This window comes from Streptomyces sp. NPDC044921, assembly GCF_056432865.1.
Genome location: NZ_JBWKIF010000005.1, coordinates 142455 through 158993 on the forward strand (window position 1 = coordinate 142455; position 16539 = coordinate 158993).

Sequence of the window (16539 nt, forward strand, 5' to 3'; positions counted from 1 at the left end):
GGGCGCTTCAGAAACGGTACTGCTCGTCGAAGCCGTTGCCGTGCGGCTGCTGCCCGCCGCCCTGGTAGGGGTAGGCCTGCTCGGGCGGCAGCTCCTGCCCGTACTCGTCGGTGTTGCGCTGCTGCGGCACCCACACCCCGCCGGGCGGGGTCTCGCCGCCGTACGTCCCGGCGTACTGGTCCGTTCCGTACGGCTGCTGCTGGCCGTAGTACTGCTGGTCGCCGTATCCGGTGTCGTACGGGGTCTGGCCGTAGTTCGAGGAGCCGATGTACGGGTCGGAGTAGGCGGCGTACTGCTGCCGGCCGCCCGCGTCGTAGTCCTGCTGCGGGCCGTAGCCGGAGTAGTCGTAGGCGTGGGACGGGTCGGTGTGCTGGGCGGCGTACTGGCCGTGGGACGGGTCGCCCGGCTGGGCGTAGCCGTTGTCGCCGTAGAGCCCGTAGGAGCCGGTGTCCTCCGGCACGGGCTGCGGCTCGTAGACGGCGGTGGCCTCGGCCGCGGTCTCCCGGGCGGGGCGGGCCGGGGTGAAGACGTCGTCGCGGTCGTAGTCGTCGTCGTGGCCGTAGGCGCCGGTGTCGCGGCGGTGGTCACCGGCGTCGTCGCCGTAGCCGCCGTCGGCCGCCTCCAGGCCGGAGACCTCGAGGGTCGGTTCCTGGCGGCCGCGCTCACCGCGCCGGCGCTTGCTGCCGCCCAGCATCGGGGCGTTCATCGCCCAGCCGGCCGAGAAGCCGCTGCGGAAGGAGAGGGTGACATAGGTCTGCCCGACCGCGAAGGCGGCCGCGCCCAGTCCGATCACGACGACGGACGGGATGAGCACGCCGACCACGACGCCCAGGAAGCCGACGAAGGCCAGCAGCCGCCAGCGCAGCCGCGCCTTGTACTGCAGCAGCACCTCGCCCAGCAGCCACAGCGCGACGATGCCGAACGCGATGTAGAGGACCGCCCAGCCCATGTACGCCCCTCTCCCAGTGGCCGCTACGCAGTGTGTCGTATACCGGTGCGAACGGTCTAGGCCTGCTGTCGGTCGTGCAGGCCCAGGTTCTCGTAGATCTCCAGCGTCGCGGTGGAGTTGTTGAGCGTGATGAAGTGCAAGCCGGGCACACCCTCGGCGAGCAGCCGCGCACAGAACTCCGTGGCGAATTCGATCCCAATGGAGCGTACAGCGGCCGGATCGTCTTGTGCTGTGAGGATCCGCTCTTTCAGGGCGACCGGGAACGCGGCGTTGGTGAGGGAGCCGATCCGCTCCAGCGTCCGCACGCTGGCGATCGGCATGACCTCGGGGATGATCGGGGTGTCGCAGCCGGCCGCCGAGACGCGATCGCGCAGCCGGAGGTAGTCCTCCGGGTGGAAGAACATCTGCGTGATGGCGTAGTCGGCGCCCGCGCGGCACTTGTCGACGAAGTGACGGACGTCGGTGTCCCAGTCCGTGGAGCGCGGGTGCATCGCCGGGAAGGCGGCGACCCCCACGCAGAAGTCGCCGGACGCCTTGATCAGTTCGACGAGTTCGGCGGCGTAGGCGAGGCCGCGGGGGTGCGGCACCCACTCGCCCATCGGGTCGCCGGGCGGGTCGCCGCGCAGGGCGAGCATGTTGCGGATCCCGGCGTCGGCGTACTGGCCGATGATGTTGCGCAGGTCGGCCACCGAGTGGTCGACCGCGGTGAGGTGGGCGATCGGCGTGAGGGTGGTGTCGGAGGCGATCGCCTCGGTCGCCTTGACCGTGCCCGCGCGGGTGGAGCCGCCGGCGCCGTAGGTCACGGAGACGAAGTCGGGTGCCACGGCTTCGACGCGCCGCAGCGCGTTCCACAGCATCCGCTCGCCCTTCGGCGTCTTCGGGGCGTAGAACTCGAACGAGTACGTCGTCTTGCCGGTCGCGAGCATGTCACGGACGGTGCGCGCGTGGTCCGACCTGATGGATGCGGTGCCGAGGGCCATATCGGCAGGTTAGCCAGGGGCGGACGGTCCCCCAACCGGGCGCCGCGGTTTGCCCTATTTGTCTACTTACTGTCCACCCCTTGGACAGGTCCGCCCCTTGAACAGGAACAGGTCCGCCCCGCGACCGCGCTTCCGGGAGGAGCCGCCCGGGCTACTCCTGCCGCAGCCGCTTGGCGAACTCGGCCGCCGCCGCGCCGGGGTCGTCGGCCTCGGTGATCGCCCGGACGACGACGACACGCCGGGCGCCCGCCTCCAGGACCTGGTCGAGCGTGGTCAGGTCGATGCCGCCGATGGCGAACCAGGGGCGGTCGGTGCCGAGGGCCGCGGTGTACCGGACGAGGTCCAGGCCGGGGGCGTGGCGGCCGGGCTTGGTGGGGGTGGGCCAGCACGGTCCGGTGCAGAAGTAGTCCACGCCGTCCTGGGCGGCGGCCGCGGCGGCCTCGGACTCGGCGTGGGTGGAGCGGCCGATCAGGACGTCGTCGGCGAGGATCGCGCGGGCCGCGGGGACCGGGAGGTCGCCCTGGCCGAGGTGCAGCACGTCCGAGCCGGCGGCGTGGGCGACGTCCGCGCGGTCGTTGACCGCGAGCAGCTTGCCGTGCCGGGCGCAGGCGTCGGCGAAGACGGCCAGGTGCTCCAGCTCCTCGGCGGCCTCCATGCCCTTGTCGCGCAACTGCACGATGTCGACACCGCCCGTCAGCACGGCGTCCAGGAACTCGGCGAGATCGCCCTGCCGCTTGCGGGCGTCGGTGCACAGGTAGACCCGGGCGTCGGCGAGCCGGGCGCGGGCGGTGGTGGTGGCGGTGCCGGGCATGGATGTCCCCCTGGAGGTCGGTGCCGCGGGTGCGCCCGCGGGACGTCGGTGCCGTACGGGTGTGCGGTGCGTCGGCGCTGTGGGCGTGCGTGCGCTGCGCCGGTGCCGTACCCGTGTGTGCGGTACGCCGGTGGCCGCACGGGGGCGCACGGTACGGGCAGGCCGCCTGTCCGCCACGACGCCCCGGGCACCCTACGCCTGTCCCCCGGCCGGCCGGGACACCCCCCTGGGCCCGGAAGGGGCGCGGCTGGTCCCCGGGCCGTGACCCCACGGGTCACGGCCCCCTACGGGCGGTTGTTCGGGTCCGGCCCCGCTCGCACGGCGCCGGACGGTTGTTCGGTCGGGGTCGGTCAGACCGCGAGCGCCTGGGCGCGGCGCTTCACCTCCGTGCCGCGGTTCTCACGGAGTGCCTGCGCCGGGGTGCCGGGCAGGGACGGGTCGGGGGTGAAGAGCCACTCCAGCATCTCTTCGACCGTGAAGCCGTCGTCCCGCAGGAGCGTCAGGGTCCCGGACAGGCCCTTGACGACCTTGTCCCCGTCGATGAAGTCCGCGGGGACGTGCAGCGCGCGGTTCTCACCGCGGCGTACGGCGATGAGCTGGCCCTCCTTGACCAGCTGCCGCACCCGCGTCACCTCGACGCCGAACTGTTCGGCGATGTCGGGGAGGGTGAGCCAGGCAGGGACGAGAGCATCGATCTTTGCGTCAATCTCGGTCACGGGAACCAGCCTGCCATCCGCCACTGACAGTCGGAAGCCGGCCCGGTCCACCCGGGCGGACGCGCCGGGCCCGGCACCCGCCCGGACAGCGGGCCGCGGGCCCCACGCCACGGCCGCACCGGCCGCGGGCCCTACGCCACGGCCGCCTTCATCGGCCGCGCCGGGTCCGCCAGCAACACCGGGTTCATCGGCGTGCCCGACTCGATCAGACGGCGCCCCTGCGCCAGGTCCCGGGGACGGCCCACCGCCAGCAGCGCGACCAGGCGCCCGCCGCGCAGCCAGCACACCGTCCAGGCCGGACCGGACGGGTCGCCGCGCCACAGGGTCCTGTCGGCGTCCGCGTGGTGCCCGGCGTACTGCACGAACCGGCCGAACTGCTCGGACCAGAAGTACGGGACCGGGTCGTAGACCGCCGGCGTCTCGCCCGTGGCCCGGCCGACGATGTTCGCCGCGACCGTGCGCGGCCCCTGGAGGGCGTTGTCCCAGTGGTGCACCAGCAGGCGCTCGCCGTACCGCCCCGAGGGGAAGGAGGCGCAGTCGCCGACCGCGTACACGTCCGGCACGGACGCGCGCAGGTGCTCGTCGGCCACGATCTCGCCGTGCGCGCCCAGCTCGATCCCGGAGCCGGCGAGCCATGCGGTGGCCGGGCGGGCGCCGATGCCGACCACGACCGCGCCCGCGGGCAGCCGCGAACCGTCGTCCAGGAGGACCGCGCCGGGCTCGACACGCTCCACGCGCGCGTGCGTGCGCAGCACCGCTCCCGCGTCGGCGTACCAGCCGGCCATCGGTGCGGCGACCTCGGCGGGCAGCGCCCCGGCGAGCGGCCGTTCGGCGGCCTCCACCACGGTCACCGCGCAGCCCGCCTCCCGCGCGGCGGTGGCGAACTCCGCGCCGATCCAGCCCGCGCCGACGACCACGATGGCCTGCTGGCGGGCGAGGACCGGGCGCAGCCGCTCCGCGTCGTCCAGGGTGCGCAGCAGGTGCACGCCGGGCACGCCCTCCGCGCCCGGGAGCCGGACCGGTTCGGCACCGGTGGCGACGACCAGGACGTCGTAGGGCACGGGCCCGTCCTCGGTGTCCAGTTCGTGCTCGGCGGGGCGCACGCCCAGCACCTCGCAGCCGAGTCGCAGCTCGATGCCGAGGGCCTCGAAGTCGACGTCGAAGGCGGAGCCCTCGGACTTGCCGAGCAGGACGGCCTTGGACAACGGCGGCCGGTCGTAGGGCTGGTGGGGCTCGGCGCCGATCAGGAGCACCGCGCCGGGAAAGCCCCGCTCCCGCAGCGCGACCGCGGTCTGCACACCGGCCATGCCCGCGCCCGCCACGACCACGCGCCGTGCCCCGGACGACCCTGGTTCCTGCGTCTGCTCGCTCACCTAATCACCATAGTCAACTGACATTCCGTCAGTCAGTGCTCCTGCGCCGTGACCTGCTCCACAGCGCCCGTCCCGCCGCCCGGGTCCGTCCTTGCGCATACCCCGGAACGGGCCGCCTACGACGCCGCCGCGGCCGGATCCGCGGGGGAGGCTCCCTTACTGCCCCCCGCGGCGTCCGGCTAGGGTGGCTCACGCAAAGACTCGCGGGAGCCCGGACGCACCGGGCTGAGAGGGAGGCTGGCGGCCTCCGACCGTACGAACCTGATCCGGGTCATGCCGGCGAAGGGAGGGGCTGGACGCCCATGTCGCGTACGCGAACCTCAGACGTCCTCGTCATCGGGGGCGGGATCATCGGACTGGTCACGGCCTGGCGGGCCGCGCAGCGCGGGCTCGCCACCGCGGTGGTGGACCCCGAGCCGGGCGGCGGGGCCGCGCAGGTGGCGGCCGGGATGCTGGCCGCCGTCACGGAGCTGCACTACGGCGAGCAGACCCTGCTCGGCCTGAACCTCGCCTCCGCCCGGCGCTACCCGGACTTCGCGGCCGAGCTCACCGAGCTGACCGGCCACGACCTCGGCTACCGCCGCTGCGGCACCCTCGCCGTGGCCCTGGACGCCGACGACCGGGCCCACCTGCGCGAGCTGCACGCCCTGCAGCGGCAGTCGGGCCTGGACTCCCAGTGGCTGTCCGGGCGCGAGTGCCGGCGCCTGGAGCCGATGCTCGCGCCGGGCGTGCGCGGGGGCCTGCGGGTGGACGGCGATCACCAGGTCGACCCCCGGCGGCTGGCCGGGGCGCTGGTCGCCGCCTGCGAGCGGGCCGGTGTGGTCTTCCACCGGGTGTGGGCCGAGCGGCTCACCGTCGCCGGGGAGCGGGCCGCCGGTGCCGTCACGGCCGACGGCACCGGGCTGGGCGCCGGGCAGGTGGTACTCGCCGGGGGCAGCCTGAGCGGACGCCTGGCGGGCGTCCCACCGGAAGTGCTGCCGCCCGTACGGCCCGTGAAGGGGCAGGTCCTGCGGCTGACGATGCCGGGGCGGCACGGGCCGTTCCTGAGCCGGACCGTGCGCGCGGTGGTGCGCGGCAGCCACGTCTACCTGGTGCCGCGCGAGAGCGGGGAGCTGGTCGTCGGGGCGACCAGCGAGGAGCTCGGCTGGGACACCACCGTGACCGCGGGCGGGGTCTACGAGCTGCTGCGCGACGCGCACGAGCTGGTCCCCGGCATCACCGAGCTGCCGCTCACCGAGACCCGGGCCGGGCTGCGTCCCGGCTCCCCCGACAACGCGCCCCTGCTCGGCCCGACCGGTCTGGAGGGCCTGCTGCTGGCCACCGGGCACCACCGCAACGGCGTCCTGCTCACGCCGGTGACCGGCGACGCCCTGGCGCACGCCCTGACCACGGGCGAACTCCCCGAGGAGGCCCGCCCGTTCACCCCCAAGCGCTTCAGTACCGTCACCGCACTCACGGAGCAGCCCGCATGAACATCTCCGTCAACGGGGAGCCCCGGGACGTCCGGCCCGGCACGGCTCTCGACGCCGTCGTGCGGTCGCTCACCGCGTCGCCCTCGGGAGTGGCCGCCGCCCTCAACGAAACCGTCGTCCCGCGCGCCCAGTGGCCGTCCACGCCCCTCTCCGAGGGAGACCGCGTGGAGGTCCTCACCGCCGTCCAAGGAGGCTGACCATGGCCGACGATCCCTTCGTCCTCGGGGGTACGACCTTCACCTCCCGGCTGATCATGGGCACGGGCGGGGCGCCCAGCCTCGACGTGCTGGAGCGGTCGCTGGTGGCGTCCGGGACGCAGCTGACGACGGTCGCGATGCGCCGCGTGAACCCCTCGGTGCACGGCTCGGTGCTGTCCGTCCTCGACCGGCTCGGCATCCGGGTGCTGCCCAACACCGCGGGCTGCTTCACCGCCGGCGAGGCCGTCCTCACGGCCCGTCTCGCGCGCGAGGCCCTCGGCACCGACCTGATCAAGCTGGAGGTCATCGCCGACGAGCGCACGCTGCTGCCGGACCCGATCGAGCTGCTGGAGGCGGCCGAGACGCTGGTCGACGACGGGTTCACGGTGCTGCCGTACACCAACGACGACCCGGTGCTGGCGCGGAAGCTGGAGGACGTGGGCTGCGCGGCGGTCATGCCGCTCGGCTCGCCGATCGGCTCCGGGCTCGGCATCCGCAACCCGCACAACTTCCAGCTGATCGTCGAGCGGGCGCGGGTCCCGGTGATCCTGGACGCGGGGGCCGGGACGGCCTCGGACGCGGCGCTGGCGATGGAGCTGGGCTGCGCGGGTGTGATGCTCGCCTCGGCCGTGACGCGGGCGCAGGAGCCGGTGCTGATGGCCGACGCCATGCGGCACGCCGTGGAGGCGGGGCGGCTGGCCCACCGGGCGGGCCGGATCCCGCGGCGGCATTTCGCGCAGGCGTCGTCGCCCGCGGAGGGCCTGGCCGCGCTCGATCCGGAGCGTCCCGCCTTCCGGTAGGGGACACGTCACAGGACGGCTGCAGTCCCGCCCCGAATCCGCCGGGCGGACGGGGCTGCCGGTCGTGGCTCGTAGACTCCCCTGCGTGGACACGACCCTTCAGGACCCCTTGGTCGGGCAGGTGCTCGACGGCCGGTACCGCGTCGACGCGCGGATCGCGGTCGGCGGGATGGCCACGGTCTACCGGGCCGTGGACACCCGCCTGGACCGGATCCTCGCGCTCAAGGTGATGCACCCCTCCCTCGCGGTCGACGCCTCGTTCGTCGAGCGGTTCATCCGTGAGGCGAAGTCGGTCGCCCGGCTGGCCCACCCGAACGTGGTGCAGGTCTTCGACCAGGGCACCGACGGCTCGTACGTCTACCTGGCCATGGAGTACGTCGCGGGCTGCACCCTGCGGGACGTGCTGCGCGAGCGCGGGGCGCTGCAGCCGCGGGCCGCCCTGGACATCCTGGAGCCGGTGCTGGCCGCCCTGGGCGCCGCGCACCGCGCCGGGTTCGTGCACCGCGACATGAAGCCGGAGAACGTCCTGATAGGGGACGACGGCCGGGTCAAGGTCGCCGACTTCGGACTCGTCCGGGCGGTGGACACGGTGACCAACACCACCGGCACGGTGCTCGGCACGGTCTCGTACCTCGCCCCGGAGCAGATAGAGAACGGCACGGCCGACCCCCGCGTCGACGTCTACGCGTGCGGCGTGATGCTCTACGAGATGCTGACCGGCGACAAGCCGCATGACGGGGACTCCCCCGCCGTGATCCTCTACAAGCACCTGCACGAGGACGTCCCGCCGCCCTCGGCCGCCGTCCCCGGCCTGGCCTACGAGCTGGACGAGATGGTGGCCTCGGCGACCGCCCGCACGCCGGAGATCCGGCCCCACGACGCGGTGGCCCTGCTCGCGCAGGTCCGCGACGGGCGCGGCCGGCTGAGCGAGGAGCAGCTGGACTCCGTGCCGCCCCAGGCGCTCGCGGCCGGCCACGACAACGCCGACGACCGCACGAGCGTGATCCCGCGCGCGCTGACCACACCGCGCCCGCTGCCGGTCGACGAGGACGAGGCGCCCGGGGCGGAGCTCGACCGCACGAGCCGTTTCGCCTCCCCGCCGCCCGCGCCCCGGCGCCGCACGGGGCCCCGGCGCGGCCCGATGACGATCGTGGTGGCCGTCCTGCTGGTGCTCGGTCTCGGCACGGGCATCTGGTACATCAACTCGGGCCAGTTCACCGAGGTCCCCCCGCTGCTGGCCAAGACCCAGGCCCAGGCCGAGGAGCGGCTGGCTCAGGCCGGTCTGGAGCTCGGCGAGGTCGAGCACGCCTACAGCGACACCGTCGAGCGCGGCCGGATCATCAGCAGCGACCCCGAGGCCGGGACGCGCATCCGCGGCAACGACGCGGTGAGCATCACCGTCTCGGACGGCCCCGAGACCGTGCGGGTGCCCGACCTGGCCGGCCGGAAGCTGGACGAGGCGCGGTCCCTGCTGAAGCAGGACGGGCTGGAGCCGGGCATGGTCACGCGGGAGTTCAGCGAGGACGTGCCGCGCGGCTCGGTGGTCTCGGCGCGGCCGGCGGACGGCACGAAGGTGCGCGCGGGCACGGCCGTCGCGCTCGTCGTCAGCAAGGGCAGCCCCGTGGACGTCCCGGACGTCACCGGTGACGACGAGGCCGACGCCCGGGCCGAGCTGGCGGAAGCCGGTCTGAAGGTGCGCATCGCCGCCGAGCGGGTCCACTCCTCGGAGTTCGGCAAGGGCCAGGTCGTGCGGCAGAGCCCCGGCCCCGGAGGCCGGGCGGCCGAGGGCGACACGGTCACCCTGACGCTGTCCAAGGGCCCCGAGATGGTCGAGGTGCCGGACGTGGTCGGCGACAGTGTCGGCGAGGCCAGGCGGGCGCTGGAGGGCGCCGGGTTCCGGGTCGACGAGGACCGCGGGCTGCTCGGCCTGTTCGGCGACACCGTCAAGGGCCAGTCGGTCGAGGGCGGCGAGACGGCGCCCAAGGGCTCGTCGATCACGATCGAGATCAGGTGACGGCCGGGCGCCCCCGCCCGTGGCCGGGGCACGGCCGGGGACATGACACCCTGAACGGGTGAACAATCAGCTGTCCGGCCCGATCCGCAACCCCGTGGGCGGCCATGTCCCGGTGGCCGGCGGGCTCCACCGCGTCGGCCTGTCGTACGCCCGTGACCTGAAGGCGGAGACCGTCCAGGTCTTCGTCGCCAACCCGCGCGGCTGGGCCACACCGGCCGGGAACCCGCAGCAGGACGAGGCGTTCCGCGCGGCGTGCGAGGCCGCGTCCATCCCCGTGTACGTACACGCCCCCTACCTGATCAACTTCGGCTCGCACACCGAGGCGACCGTGGAGCGGTCGGCGGAGTCGCTGCGGCACGCGCTGCGGCGGGGGCGGGAGATCGGCGCGCGGGGCGTGGTGGTGCACACGGGCAGCGCGACCGGCGGCCGGGAGCGGTCCGTGGCGCTGAAGCAGGTGCGCGAGCACCTGCTGCCGCTGCTGGACGAGCTGACCCACGACGACGACCCGTTCCTGCTGCTGGAGTCGACGGCCGGGCAGGGCGCCTCCCTGTGCTCGCGGACGTGGGACTTCGGCCCGTACTTCGAGGCGCTGGACGCCCATCCGATGCTGGGCGTGTGCCTGGACACCTGCCACGTCTTCGCGGCGGGCCACGACCTGACCGGCCCGAGCGGCATGCACCAGACGCTGGACCTGCTGGTGGACACGGTCGGGGAGGGCCGGCTGAAGCTGATCCACGCCAACGACTCCAAGGACGTGGTGGGCGGCCACAAGGACCGGCACGAGAACATCGGCCTCGGCCACATCGGCGAGGACCCGTTCCGGGCGCTGATGACGCACCCCGCGACCGAGGGCGTGCCGCTGGTCATCGAGACGCCGGGCGGCAAGGAGGGGCACGCCGCAGACGTGGAGCGGCTGAAGAAACTGCGCGACGGCTGACGCTCCGGGCGGGCGCGGGGTCAGAGCTCGGGGCCGTCCCCGGGCCCCTCCTGGTACGAGTAGCGCTGCTCCCGCCAGGGGTCGCCGATGTTGTGGTAGCCGCGCTCCTCCCAGAAGCCGCGCCGGTCGGCGGTCATGTACTCCACGCCGCGCACCCACTTGGGGCCCTTCCAGGCGTACAGGTGGGGCACGATCAGGCGGAGCGGGAAGCCGTGCTCGGCGGTGAGGAGTTCGCCGTCCTTGTGGGTGGCGAACAGCACCCGCTCGTTCGCGAAGTCGGACAGCCGCAGGTTGGAGCTGAATCCGTACTCGGCCCACACCATCACATGGGTGACGTCGTCCGCGGGCGGGGCGAGGTCGAGGATGGTGCGCGCGGGGATGCCGCCCCACTCGGCGCCCAGCATGCTGAACTTCGTGACGCAGTGCAGATCGGCCACGACGCTGGTGTGCGGCAGGGCCGTGAACTCCTCGTGGGACCAGCAGTGCTTGCCCCCGTCGGCGGTGGCGCCGAAGACCCGGAACTCCCAGCGCTCGGGCCGGAACTTGGGGACGGGCCCGTAGTGCGTGACCGGCCAGCCGCGCTGCACCCGCTGCCCCGGGGGGAGGCCGGGCTGCGTCTCTCCTGCCGCGTCGCGCCCTTCTCCCGATGCGTGTCCCAGCGGCTGACCCATGACTCCATCCTGACAGACCTCGGCCGGTGCCCCTGACCCGGGGCACCGCAAACTCGGGCAATTGGAACTAAGCATGCCCTTACTTACTAAGTGAAGACTTACTGGACGATCTTCGTCACCGGTGAAATCATGCGGCGCAACCTGGCAGTTCCCCCGCGTTGGAAGGAGCCTCTGCGATGCAGGGCGACCCCGAGGTCCTCGAATTCCTGAACGAGCAGTTGACCGGCGAGCTGACGGCGATCAACCAGTACTGGCTGCACTACCGGATCCAGGACAACAAGGGCTGGACCAAGCTCGCCAAGTACACGCGTGAAGAGTCCATCGACGAGATGAAGCACGCGGACCGGATCACCGAACGCATCCTGATGCTGGACGGGCTGCCCAACTACCAGCGGCTCTTCCACGTACGGGTCGGCCAGACGGTCACCGAGATGTTCCAGGCCGACCGGCAGATCGAGGTCGAGGCCATCGACCGCCTCAAGCGCGGGATCGAGGTGATGCGCAGCAAGGGCGACATCACGTCCGCGAACCTCTTCGAGGAGATCCTCGCCGACGAGGAGCACCACATCGACTACCTGGACACACAGCTGGAGCTGATCGACAAGCTCGGCGAGGCGCTGTACATCGCCCAGCAGATCGAGCAGCCGAGCTAGCCGGGGACCGGCGTCAGGCGGCGTCTTCCAGCTCCGCGAGCACCGGCTCGCCCCGGTCGGCCAGCTCACGGCGGGGGCAGGCGCCCCTGCCCAGGATCGCCTGGATCCGGCGCACGCACGACCCGCAGTCCGTGCCCGCCTTGCAGGCGGAGGCTATCTGGCGGGGAGTGCAGGCGCCGCCGTCCGCGTGCTGCTTGACCTGCTGCTCGGTGATCCCGAAGCAACTGCAGACGTACACGCGGTCCACCTCCCGACGGGGTCGTTCTCTGCTGCCGCCCCGTTGATCGGTGAGGCTAACCTAACCTTACCCGCCGGGTGAGAGGCACAAAAGCCGGGAGGGGCGCGGATCGCATGTGATCCGCGCCCCAGTCGATGCCCGGTAACAGGCGGACCCGCTACTGGTCCCTGTACATCTCCGCCACGAGGAACGCCAGGTCGAGCGACTGGCTGCGGTTGAGCCGCGGGTCGCAGGCCGTCTCGTAGCGCTGGTGCAGGTCGTCGACGAAGATCTCGTCGCCGCCGCCCACGCACTCGGTGACGTCGTCGCCGGTGAGCTCCACGTGGATGCCGCCCGGGTGCGTGCCGAGCGCCTTGTGGACCTCGAAGAAGCCCTTGACCTCGTCGAGCACGTCGTCGAAGCGGCGGGTCTTGTGCCCGGAGGCCGCCTCGAAGGTGTTGCCGTGCATCGGGTCGGTCACCCAGGCCACGGTCGCGCCGGACGCGGTGACCTTCTCGACCAGCTCGGGGAGCTTGTCGCGGACCTTGTCGGCGCCCATGCGGACGATGAACGTCAGCCGGCCGGGCTCCCGCTCCGGGTCGAGGCGCTCGATGTACTGCAGCGCGTCCTCGGCCGTGGTCGTCGGACCCAGCTTGATGCCGATCGGGTTGCGGATCCTGGAGGCGAACTCGATGTGCGCGTGGTCCAGCTGCCGGGTGCGCTCGCCGATCCACACCATGTGCGCGGAGACGTCGTACAGCTGCCCGGTGCGCGAGTCGACCCTGGTCAGGGCGGACTCGTAGTCGAGCAGCAGCGCCTCGTGCGAGGCGTAGAACTCGACCGTCTTGAACTCCTCGGGGTCGGCCCCGCAGGCGTGCATGAAGTTCAGCGCCTGGTCGATCTCGCGGGCCAGCTGCTCGTAGCGCTGCCCCGACGGGGACGACTTCACGAAGTCCTGGTTCCAGGCGTGGACCTGGCGCAGGTCGGCGTAGCCGCCGGTGGTGAAGGCGCGCACCAGGTTCAGCGTGGAGGCGGAGGCGTGGTACATCCGCTTCAGCCGCTCGGGGTCCGGGACGCGGGCCTCTTCGGTGAAGTCGAAGCCGTTGACCGAGTCACCGCGGTAGGTGGGCAGGGTGACGCCGTCGCGGGTCTCGGTCGGCTTCGAGCGCGGCTTGGAGTACTGGCCGGCGATCCGGCCGACCTTCACGACCGGCACGGACGCGGCGTACGTCAGCACGGCGCCCATCTGGAGCAGGGTCTTCAGCTTGTTGCGGATGTGGTCCGCGGACACCGCGTCGAAGGCCTCGGCGCAGTCGCCGCCCTGGAGGAGGAACGCCTCTCCCTTGGCGACGGCCGCCATCCGGGCGCGCAGCTGGTCGCACTCGCCCGCGAAGACGAGCGGCGGATACGACTCGAGGTCCGCGATCACTGCGCGCAGAGCCTCGGGGTCGGGGTACTCGGGCTGCTGCGCCGCGGGCAGGTCTCGCCAGGTGTTGCCAGCACTCGCGCTGGTCTTAGCGTTCACGGTCACGGTCTCAACATTACGGGGTCGTGTCGGGGGTCCAGACCCATGCCCAGGAAGTGAGACACCGGGCACGCCCCCGGACATGGGGTAGGGTGCCCGGCATGTTCGCGCACTCGACCCAGACCTGGTGGTGGACCGCTCATCCGGCGGCCCGCTGACTGCGCGTACCCACGACGTCGCGAAGGCCGCCCGAGGGGCGGCCTTCGGTGTTTCCGGGGTCCGTTCCTCTCCCTCTGAGTTTCTCCGAGAAGGAGCACGGACCCATGAACCTGCTCGGCTTGCCGGACGATCCCCGTCCGTTCGCCCTGCTCCACCGCCGCACCCCGGGCCACGACCACGCGCTGGTCGAGGTCCTGATCGGCCCCGTCGCCGCCCACGAGCGGCTGGCCGGCCTCCCCGACGAGAGCCTCGCGCTCGTGCCCTTCCGGCAGATCCGCGAGCGCGGCTTCGACGTCCGCGACGACGGCACGCCCCTGCTGGCCCTGACGCCCGAGGAGTCGTACACCGTCCCGCTGGCCGAGGCCCTGGAACAGCTGCCGGTGCACGACGTCCGCGTCGACGGCGGGGGCTTCGACGTCGCCGACGAGGAGTACGAGCGGATCGTCGGGCGGGTGCTGGAGGAGGAGATCGGGCGCGGCGAGGGCGCCAACTTCGTCATCCGGCGGACCTACCGGGGCGAGATCCCCGGGTTCGGGCGGGCCGACGCCCTCGCGCTGTTCCGGCGGCTGCTGGAGGGCGAGCGGGGCGCCTACTGGACGTTCGTCGTGCACACCGGCGACCGCACGCTGGTGGGGGCCAGTCCCGAGGTCCACGTGCGGATGTCCGGCGGCACGGTCGTCATGAACCCGATCAGCGGCACCTACCGCTACCCCGCCGAAGGGCCGACGCCCGAGCACCTGCTGGACTTCCTCGCCGACGGCAAGGAGACCGAGGAGCTGTCGATGGTCGTCGACGAGGAGCTCAAGATGATGTGCGCCGTCGGTGACATGGGCGGCGTGGTCGTCGGGCCCCGGCTGAAGGAGATGGCCCACCTCGCGCACACCGAGTACGAGCTGCGCGGGAAGTCCTCGCTGGACGTGCGGGAGGTGCTGAGGGAGACCCTGTTCGCCGCGACCGTCACCGGCTCGCCGGTGCAGAACGCCTGCCGGGTCATCGGACGGCACGAAACCGGCGGCCGGGGTTACTACGCCGGCGCGCTGGCCCTCCTCGGCCGGGACGCGGGAGGCGCGCAGACCCTCGACTCCCCCATCCTCATCCGCACCGCCGACATCTCCGCCGGCGGGCACCTGCGGGTGGCGGTCGGCGCGACCCTGGTACGCGGCTCGGACCCGGCGGGCGAGGTCGCCGAGACCCACGCCAAGGCGGCCGGCGTGCTGGCGGCCCTGGGCGTACGGCCGCCGCGGCCGCGTGCCGAGCACGCGCGCGCACGGCTCGCCGACGATCCGCGCGTGCGTGCGGCCCTGGACGGGCGCCGGGCCTCGCTCGCTCCGTTCTGGCTGCGGATGCAGGAGCGCTCCGGGGAACTCGCCGGGCACGCCCTGGTCGTCGACGGGGAGGACACCTTCACGGCGATGCTCGCGCACGTGCTGCGCTCCGGCGGCCTGGCGGTGAGCGTGCGGCGGTACGACGAGCCGGGGCTGCGACAGGCGGTGCTCGCGCACGAGGGCCCGGTGGTGCTGGGCCCCGGGCCGGGCGACCCGTCCGACCCGGCCGATCCGAAGATGCGGTTCCTGCGCTCGCTGACCGCCGAGGTGATCCGGGCCGAGCGGCAGGGGGTGCTGGGCGTCTGCCTCGGGCACGAGCTGATCGCGGCCGAGCTGGGGCTGGACATCGTGCGCAAGGACGTGCCGTACCAGGGGGCGCAGACGGAGATCGACCTGTTCGGGCGGCCCGAGACGGTCGGGTTCTACAACAGCTACGTGGCCCGCTGCGACGACGAGACGGCCACCGAGCTGGCGGCCCACGGGGTCGAGGTCTCCCGCGCCGCGAACGGCGAGGTGCACGCGCTGCGCGGGCCCGGGTTCGCGGGTGTGCAGTTCCACCCCGAGTCGGTGCTCACGCTCAACGGGGCGCGGGTGGTGCGGGAGCTGGTGGCGCAGCTGCGGGGCACGGGCGCGCCGTCGCTCTGACCCGGCCGGCCGGGGCCGCGCGCCCCGGCCGGCACCGCGGGCCCCGGGGTCAGCCGAAGAAGACCCCGGCCTCCTCGTACAGGGCGGGGTCCACCGTCTTCAGGCGGGCCGTGGCGTCCGCGAGGGGGACGCGGACGATGTCCGTGCCGCGCAGGGCGACCATCATGCCGAAGGCGCCGTCGCGGACGCAGTCGACGGCGTGCAGGCCGAAGCGGGTGGCGAGCCAGCGGTCGAACGCGCTGGGGGTGCCGCCGCGCTGGACGTGCCCCAGGACGGTCGTGCGGGCCTCCTTGCCCGTGCGCTTCTCGATCTCCTTGGCGAGCCACTCCCCGACCCCGGACAGCCGGACGTGCCCGAACGAGTCCAGCGACTGGTCCTTGAGGACCATGTCCCCGTCCTTGGGCATCGCGCCCTCGGCGACGACGACGATCGGCGCGTACGACGCCCGGAAGCGGGACGTCACCCAGTCGCACACCTGCTCCACGTCGAAGCGCTGCTCGGGGATGAGGATGACGTTGGCACCGCCGGCCAGGCCCGAGTGCAGGGCGATCCAGCCGGCGTGCCGGCCCATCACCTCCACGACCAGGACCCGCATGTGGGACTCGGCGGTGGTGTGCAGCCGGTCGATGGCCTCGGTCGCGATGCCGACGGCCGTGTCGAAGCCGAAGGTGTAGTCCGTGGCCGACAGGTCGTTGTCGATGGTCTTCGGGACGCCCACGCAGGGCACGCCGTGCTCGTCGGACAGGTGGGCGGCCACGCCCAGGGTGTCCTCGCCGCCGATCGTGATGAGCGCCTCGACCCGCAGCGCGGCGAGGTTCTCCCTGATCCGGCGGATGCCGTCCTCCTGCTTCAGCGGGTTGGTCCGCGAGGAGCCGAGGATCGTGCCGCCGCGGGGCAGGATGCCCCTCACGGTGGGGATGCCGAGCGGGACGGCGGCGTTCTCCAGCAGGCCCCGCCAGCCGTCCCGGAAACCGGTGAACTCGTAGCCGTACTCCTGCACGCCCTTGCGGACGACGGCGCGGATGACGGCGTTGAGGCCGGGGCAGTCGCCGCCTCCGGTCAGTACTCCGACGCGCATGGAACAGTCCCTTCGCC

General features: G+C 73.0%; 17 protein-coding genes and 1 riboswitch. Of the genes, 8 read left to right on the forward strand and 9 right to left on the reverse strand.

Annotated features, from left to right (window positions below):
• Positions 1-7: 7 nt before the first annotated feature.
• The 5 genes from AC07DA_RS09980 to AC07DA_RS10000 form a co-directional block, all read right to left on the reverse strand.
• Positions 8-949 carry an SCO2102 family sporulation regulator gene (locus tag AC07DA_RS09980; protein WP_479126312.1) on the reverse strand — a complete coding sequence of 314 codons (942 nt, stop codon included), beginning with the start codon at positions 947-949 and terminating at the stop codon, positions 8-10.
• 56 nt (positions 950-1005) lie between these two features.
• A complete protein-coding gene (gene metF / locus AC07DA_RS09985; RefSeq protein WP_479126314.1) occupies positions 1006-1929 on the reverse strand; it encodes a methylenetetrahydrofolate reductase [NAD(P)H] in 924 nt (307 codons plus the stop codon).
• A 151-nt stretch (positions 1930-2080) separates the two neighbouring features.
• A complete protein-coding gene (thiE, locus tag AC07DA_RS09990; RefSeq protein ID WP_479126316.1) occupies positions 2081-2740 on the reverse strand; it encodes a thiamine phosphate synthase in 660 nt (219 codons plus the stop codon).
• 350 nt (positions 2741-3090) lie between these two features.
• Positions 3091-3456, reverse strand: a complete 366-nt coding sequence (locus AC07DA_RS09995) for an Rv2175c family DNA-binding protein (protein WP_094052488.1) — start codon at positions 3454-3456, stop codon at positions 3091-3093.
• Positions 3457-3587: 131 nt separating this feature from the next.
• Positions 3588-4829, reverse strand: coding sequence for an NAD(P)/FAD-dependent oxidoreductase (locus AC07DA_RS10000; RefSeq protein WP_479126319.1), 1242 nt, complete (start codon positions 4827-4829; stop codon positions 3588-3590).
• A 193-nt stretch (positions 4830-5022) separates the two neighbouring features.
• A riboswitch (TPP riboswitch) is annotated at positions 5023-5134 on the forward strand.
• Between AC07DA_RS10000 and thiO the strand changes: the two genes are divergently transcribed.
• The 5 genes from thiO to AC07DA_RS10025 all read left to right on the forward strand — a co-directional run bounded on the left by thiO (position 5132) and on the right by AC07DA_RS10025 (position 10249).
• Positions 5132-6301 (forward strand): glycine oxidase ThiO, encoded by a 1170-nt coding sequence (thiO, locus tag AC07DA_RS10005; RefSeq protein ID WP_479126321.1) that lies wholly within the window; start codon positions 5132-5134, stop codon positions 6299-6301. Its footprint overlaps the riboswitch before it by 3 nt.
• Positions 6298-6498, forward strand: a complete 201-nt coding sequence (thiS, locus tag AC07DA_RS10010; protein WP_479126323.1) for a sulfur carrier protein ThiS — start codon at positions 6298-6300, stop codon at positions 6496-6498. The genes thiO and thiS overlap by 4 nt, the downstream gene beginning before the upstream one ends.
• A gap of 2 nt (positions 6499-6500) precedes the next feature.
• Entirely contained in the window at positions 6501-7298 is a 798-nt protein-coding gene (locus AC07DA_RS10015; RefSeq protein WP_479126325.1) for a thiazole synthase, read from the forward strand.
• A gap of 85 nt (positions 7299-7383) precedes the next feature.
• Positions 7384-9312 (forward strand): Stk1 family PASTA domain-containing Ser/Thr kinase, encoded by a 1929-nt coding sequence (gene pknB / locus AC07DA_RS10020; protein ID WP_479126327.1) that lies wholly within the window; start codon positions 7384-7386, stop codon positions 9310-9312.
• A 58-nt stretch (positions 9313-9370) separates the two neighbouring features.
• On the forward strand, positions 9371-10249 hold the full coding sequence (locus tag AC07DA_RS10025; RefSeq protein ID WP_479126329.1) for a deoxyribonuclease IV: 879 nt from the start codon (positions 9371-9373) through the stop codon (positions 10247-10249).
• Between the two features lie 20 nt (positions 10250-10269).
• Here AC07DA_RS10025 and AC07DA_RS10030 read toward each other — a convergent pair whose 3' ends face one another.
• Entirely contained in the window at positions 10270-10920 is a 651-nt protein-coding gene (locus tag AC07DA_RS10030; protein WP_479126331.1) for a sulfite oxidase-like oxidoreductase, read from the reverse strand.
• Positions 10921-11096: 176 nt separating this feature from the next.
• On the opposite strand from AC07DA_RS10030, the gene bfr reads away from it, so the two are divergent.
• Positions 11097-11573 (forward strand): bacterioferritin, encoded by a 477-nt coding sequence (bfr, locus tag AC07DA_RS10035; RefSeq protein WP_479126333.1) that lies wholly within the window; start codon positions 11097-11099, stop codon positions 11571-11573.
• Between the two features lie 13 nt (positions 11574-11586).
• On the opposite strand, the gene AC07DA_RS10040 is transcribed toward bfr, so the two are convergent.
• Both AC07DA_RS10040 and AC07DA_RS10045 read right to left on the reverse strand, forming a co-directional pair.
• Entirely contained in the window at positions 11587-11820 is a 234-nt protein-coding gene (locus AC07DA_RS10040; RefSeq protein ID WP_479126335.1) for a (2Fe-2S)-binding protein, read from the reverse strand.
• Between the two features lie 148 nt (positions 11821-11968).
• Positions 11969-13321, reverse strand: a complete 1353-nt coding sequence (locus AC07DA_RS10045) for a class II 3-deoxy-7-phosphoheptulonate synthase (protein ID WP_479126337.1) — start codon at positions 13319-13321, stop codon at positions 11969-11971.
• Positions 13322-13416: 95 nt separating this feature from the next.
• Here AC07DA_RS10045 and AC07DA_RS10050 point away from each other — a divergent pair, with 95 nt between their 5' ends.
• Entirely contained in the window at positions 13417-13473 is a 57-nt protein-coding gene (locus tag AC07DA_RS10050) for a trp operon leader peptide (protein ID WP_078625594.1), read from the forward strand.
• Positions 13474-13578: 105 nt separating this feature from the next.
• Positions 13579-15444 carry an anthranilate synthase family protein gene (locus tag AC07DA_RS10055; RefSeq protein WP_479126339.1) on the forward strand — a complete coding sequence of 622 codons (1866 nt, stop codon included), beginning with the start codon at positions 13579-13581 and terminating at the stop codon, positions 15442-15444.
• 49 nt (positions 15445-15493) lie between these two features.
• Here the strand turns inward: AC07DA_RS10055 and AC07DA_RS10060 are convergent, their stop codons facing one another.
• On the reverse strand, positions 15494-16522 hold the full coding sequence (locus AC07DA_RS10060; protein ID WP_479126341.1) for a 6-phosphofructokinase: 1029 nt from the start codon (positions 16520-16522) through the stop codon (positions 15494-15496).
• Positions 16523-16539 lie beyond the last annotated feature (17 nt).

Excerpts from the sequence above, each read along its gene's own strand:
- AC07DA_RS09980 (WP_479126312.1), bottom strand. The coding sequence starts at position 949 with ATGGGCTGGGCGGTCCTCTACATCGCGTTCGGCATCGTCGCGCTGTGG.
- metF (WP_479126314.1), bottom strand. The coding sequence starts at position 1,929 with ATGGCCCTCGGCACCGCATCCATCAGGTCGGACCACGCGCGCACCGTC.
- thiE (WP_479126316.1), bottom strand. The coding sequence starts at position 2,740 with ATGCCCGGCACCGCCACCACCACCGCCCGCGCCCGGCTCGCCGACGCC.
- thiO (WP_479126321.1), top strand. The coding sequence starts at position 5,132 with ATGTCGCGTACGCGAACCTCAGACGTCCTCGTCATCGGGGGCGGGATC.
- thiS (WP_479126323.1), top strand. The coding sequence starts at position 6,298 with ATGAACATCTCCGTCAACGGGGAGCCCCGGGACGTCCGGCCCGGCACG.
- AC07DA_RS10015 (WP_479126325.1), top strand. The coding sequence starts at position 6,501 with ATGGCCGACGATCCCTTCGTCCTCGGGGGTACGACCTTCACCTCCCGG.
- AC07DA_RS10030 (WP_479126331.1), bottom strand. The coding sequence starts at position 10,920 with ATGGGTCAGCCGCTGGGACACGCATCGGGAGAAGGGCGCGACGCGGCA.
- bfr (WP_479126333.1), top strand. The coding sequence starts at position 11,097 with ATGCAGGGCGACCCCGAGGTCCTCGAATTCCTGAACGAGCAGTTGACC.
- AC07DA_RS10055 (WP_479126339.1), top strand. The coding sequence starts at position 13,579 with ATGAACCTGCTCGGCTTGCCGGACGATCCCCGTCCGTTCGCCCTGCTC.
- AC07DA_RS10060 (WP_479126341.1), bottom strand. The coding sequence starts at position 16,522 with ATGCGCGTCGGAGTACTGACCGGAGGCGGCGACTGCCCCGGCCTCAAC.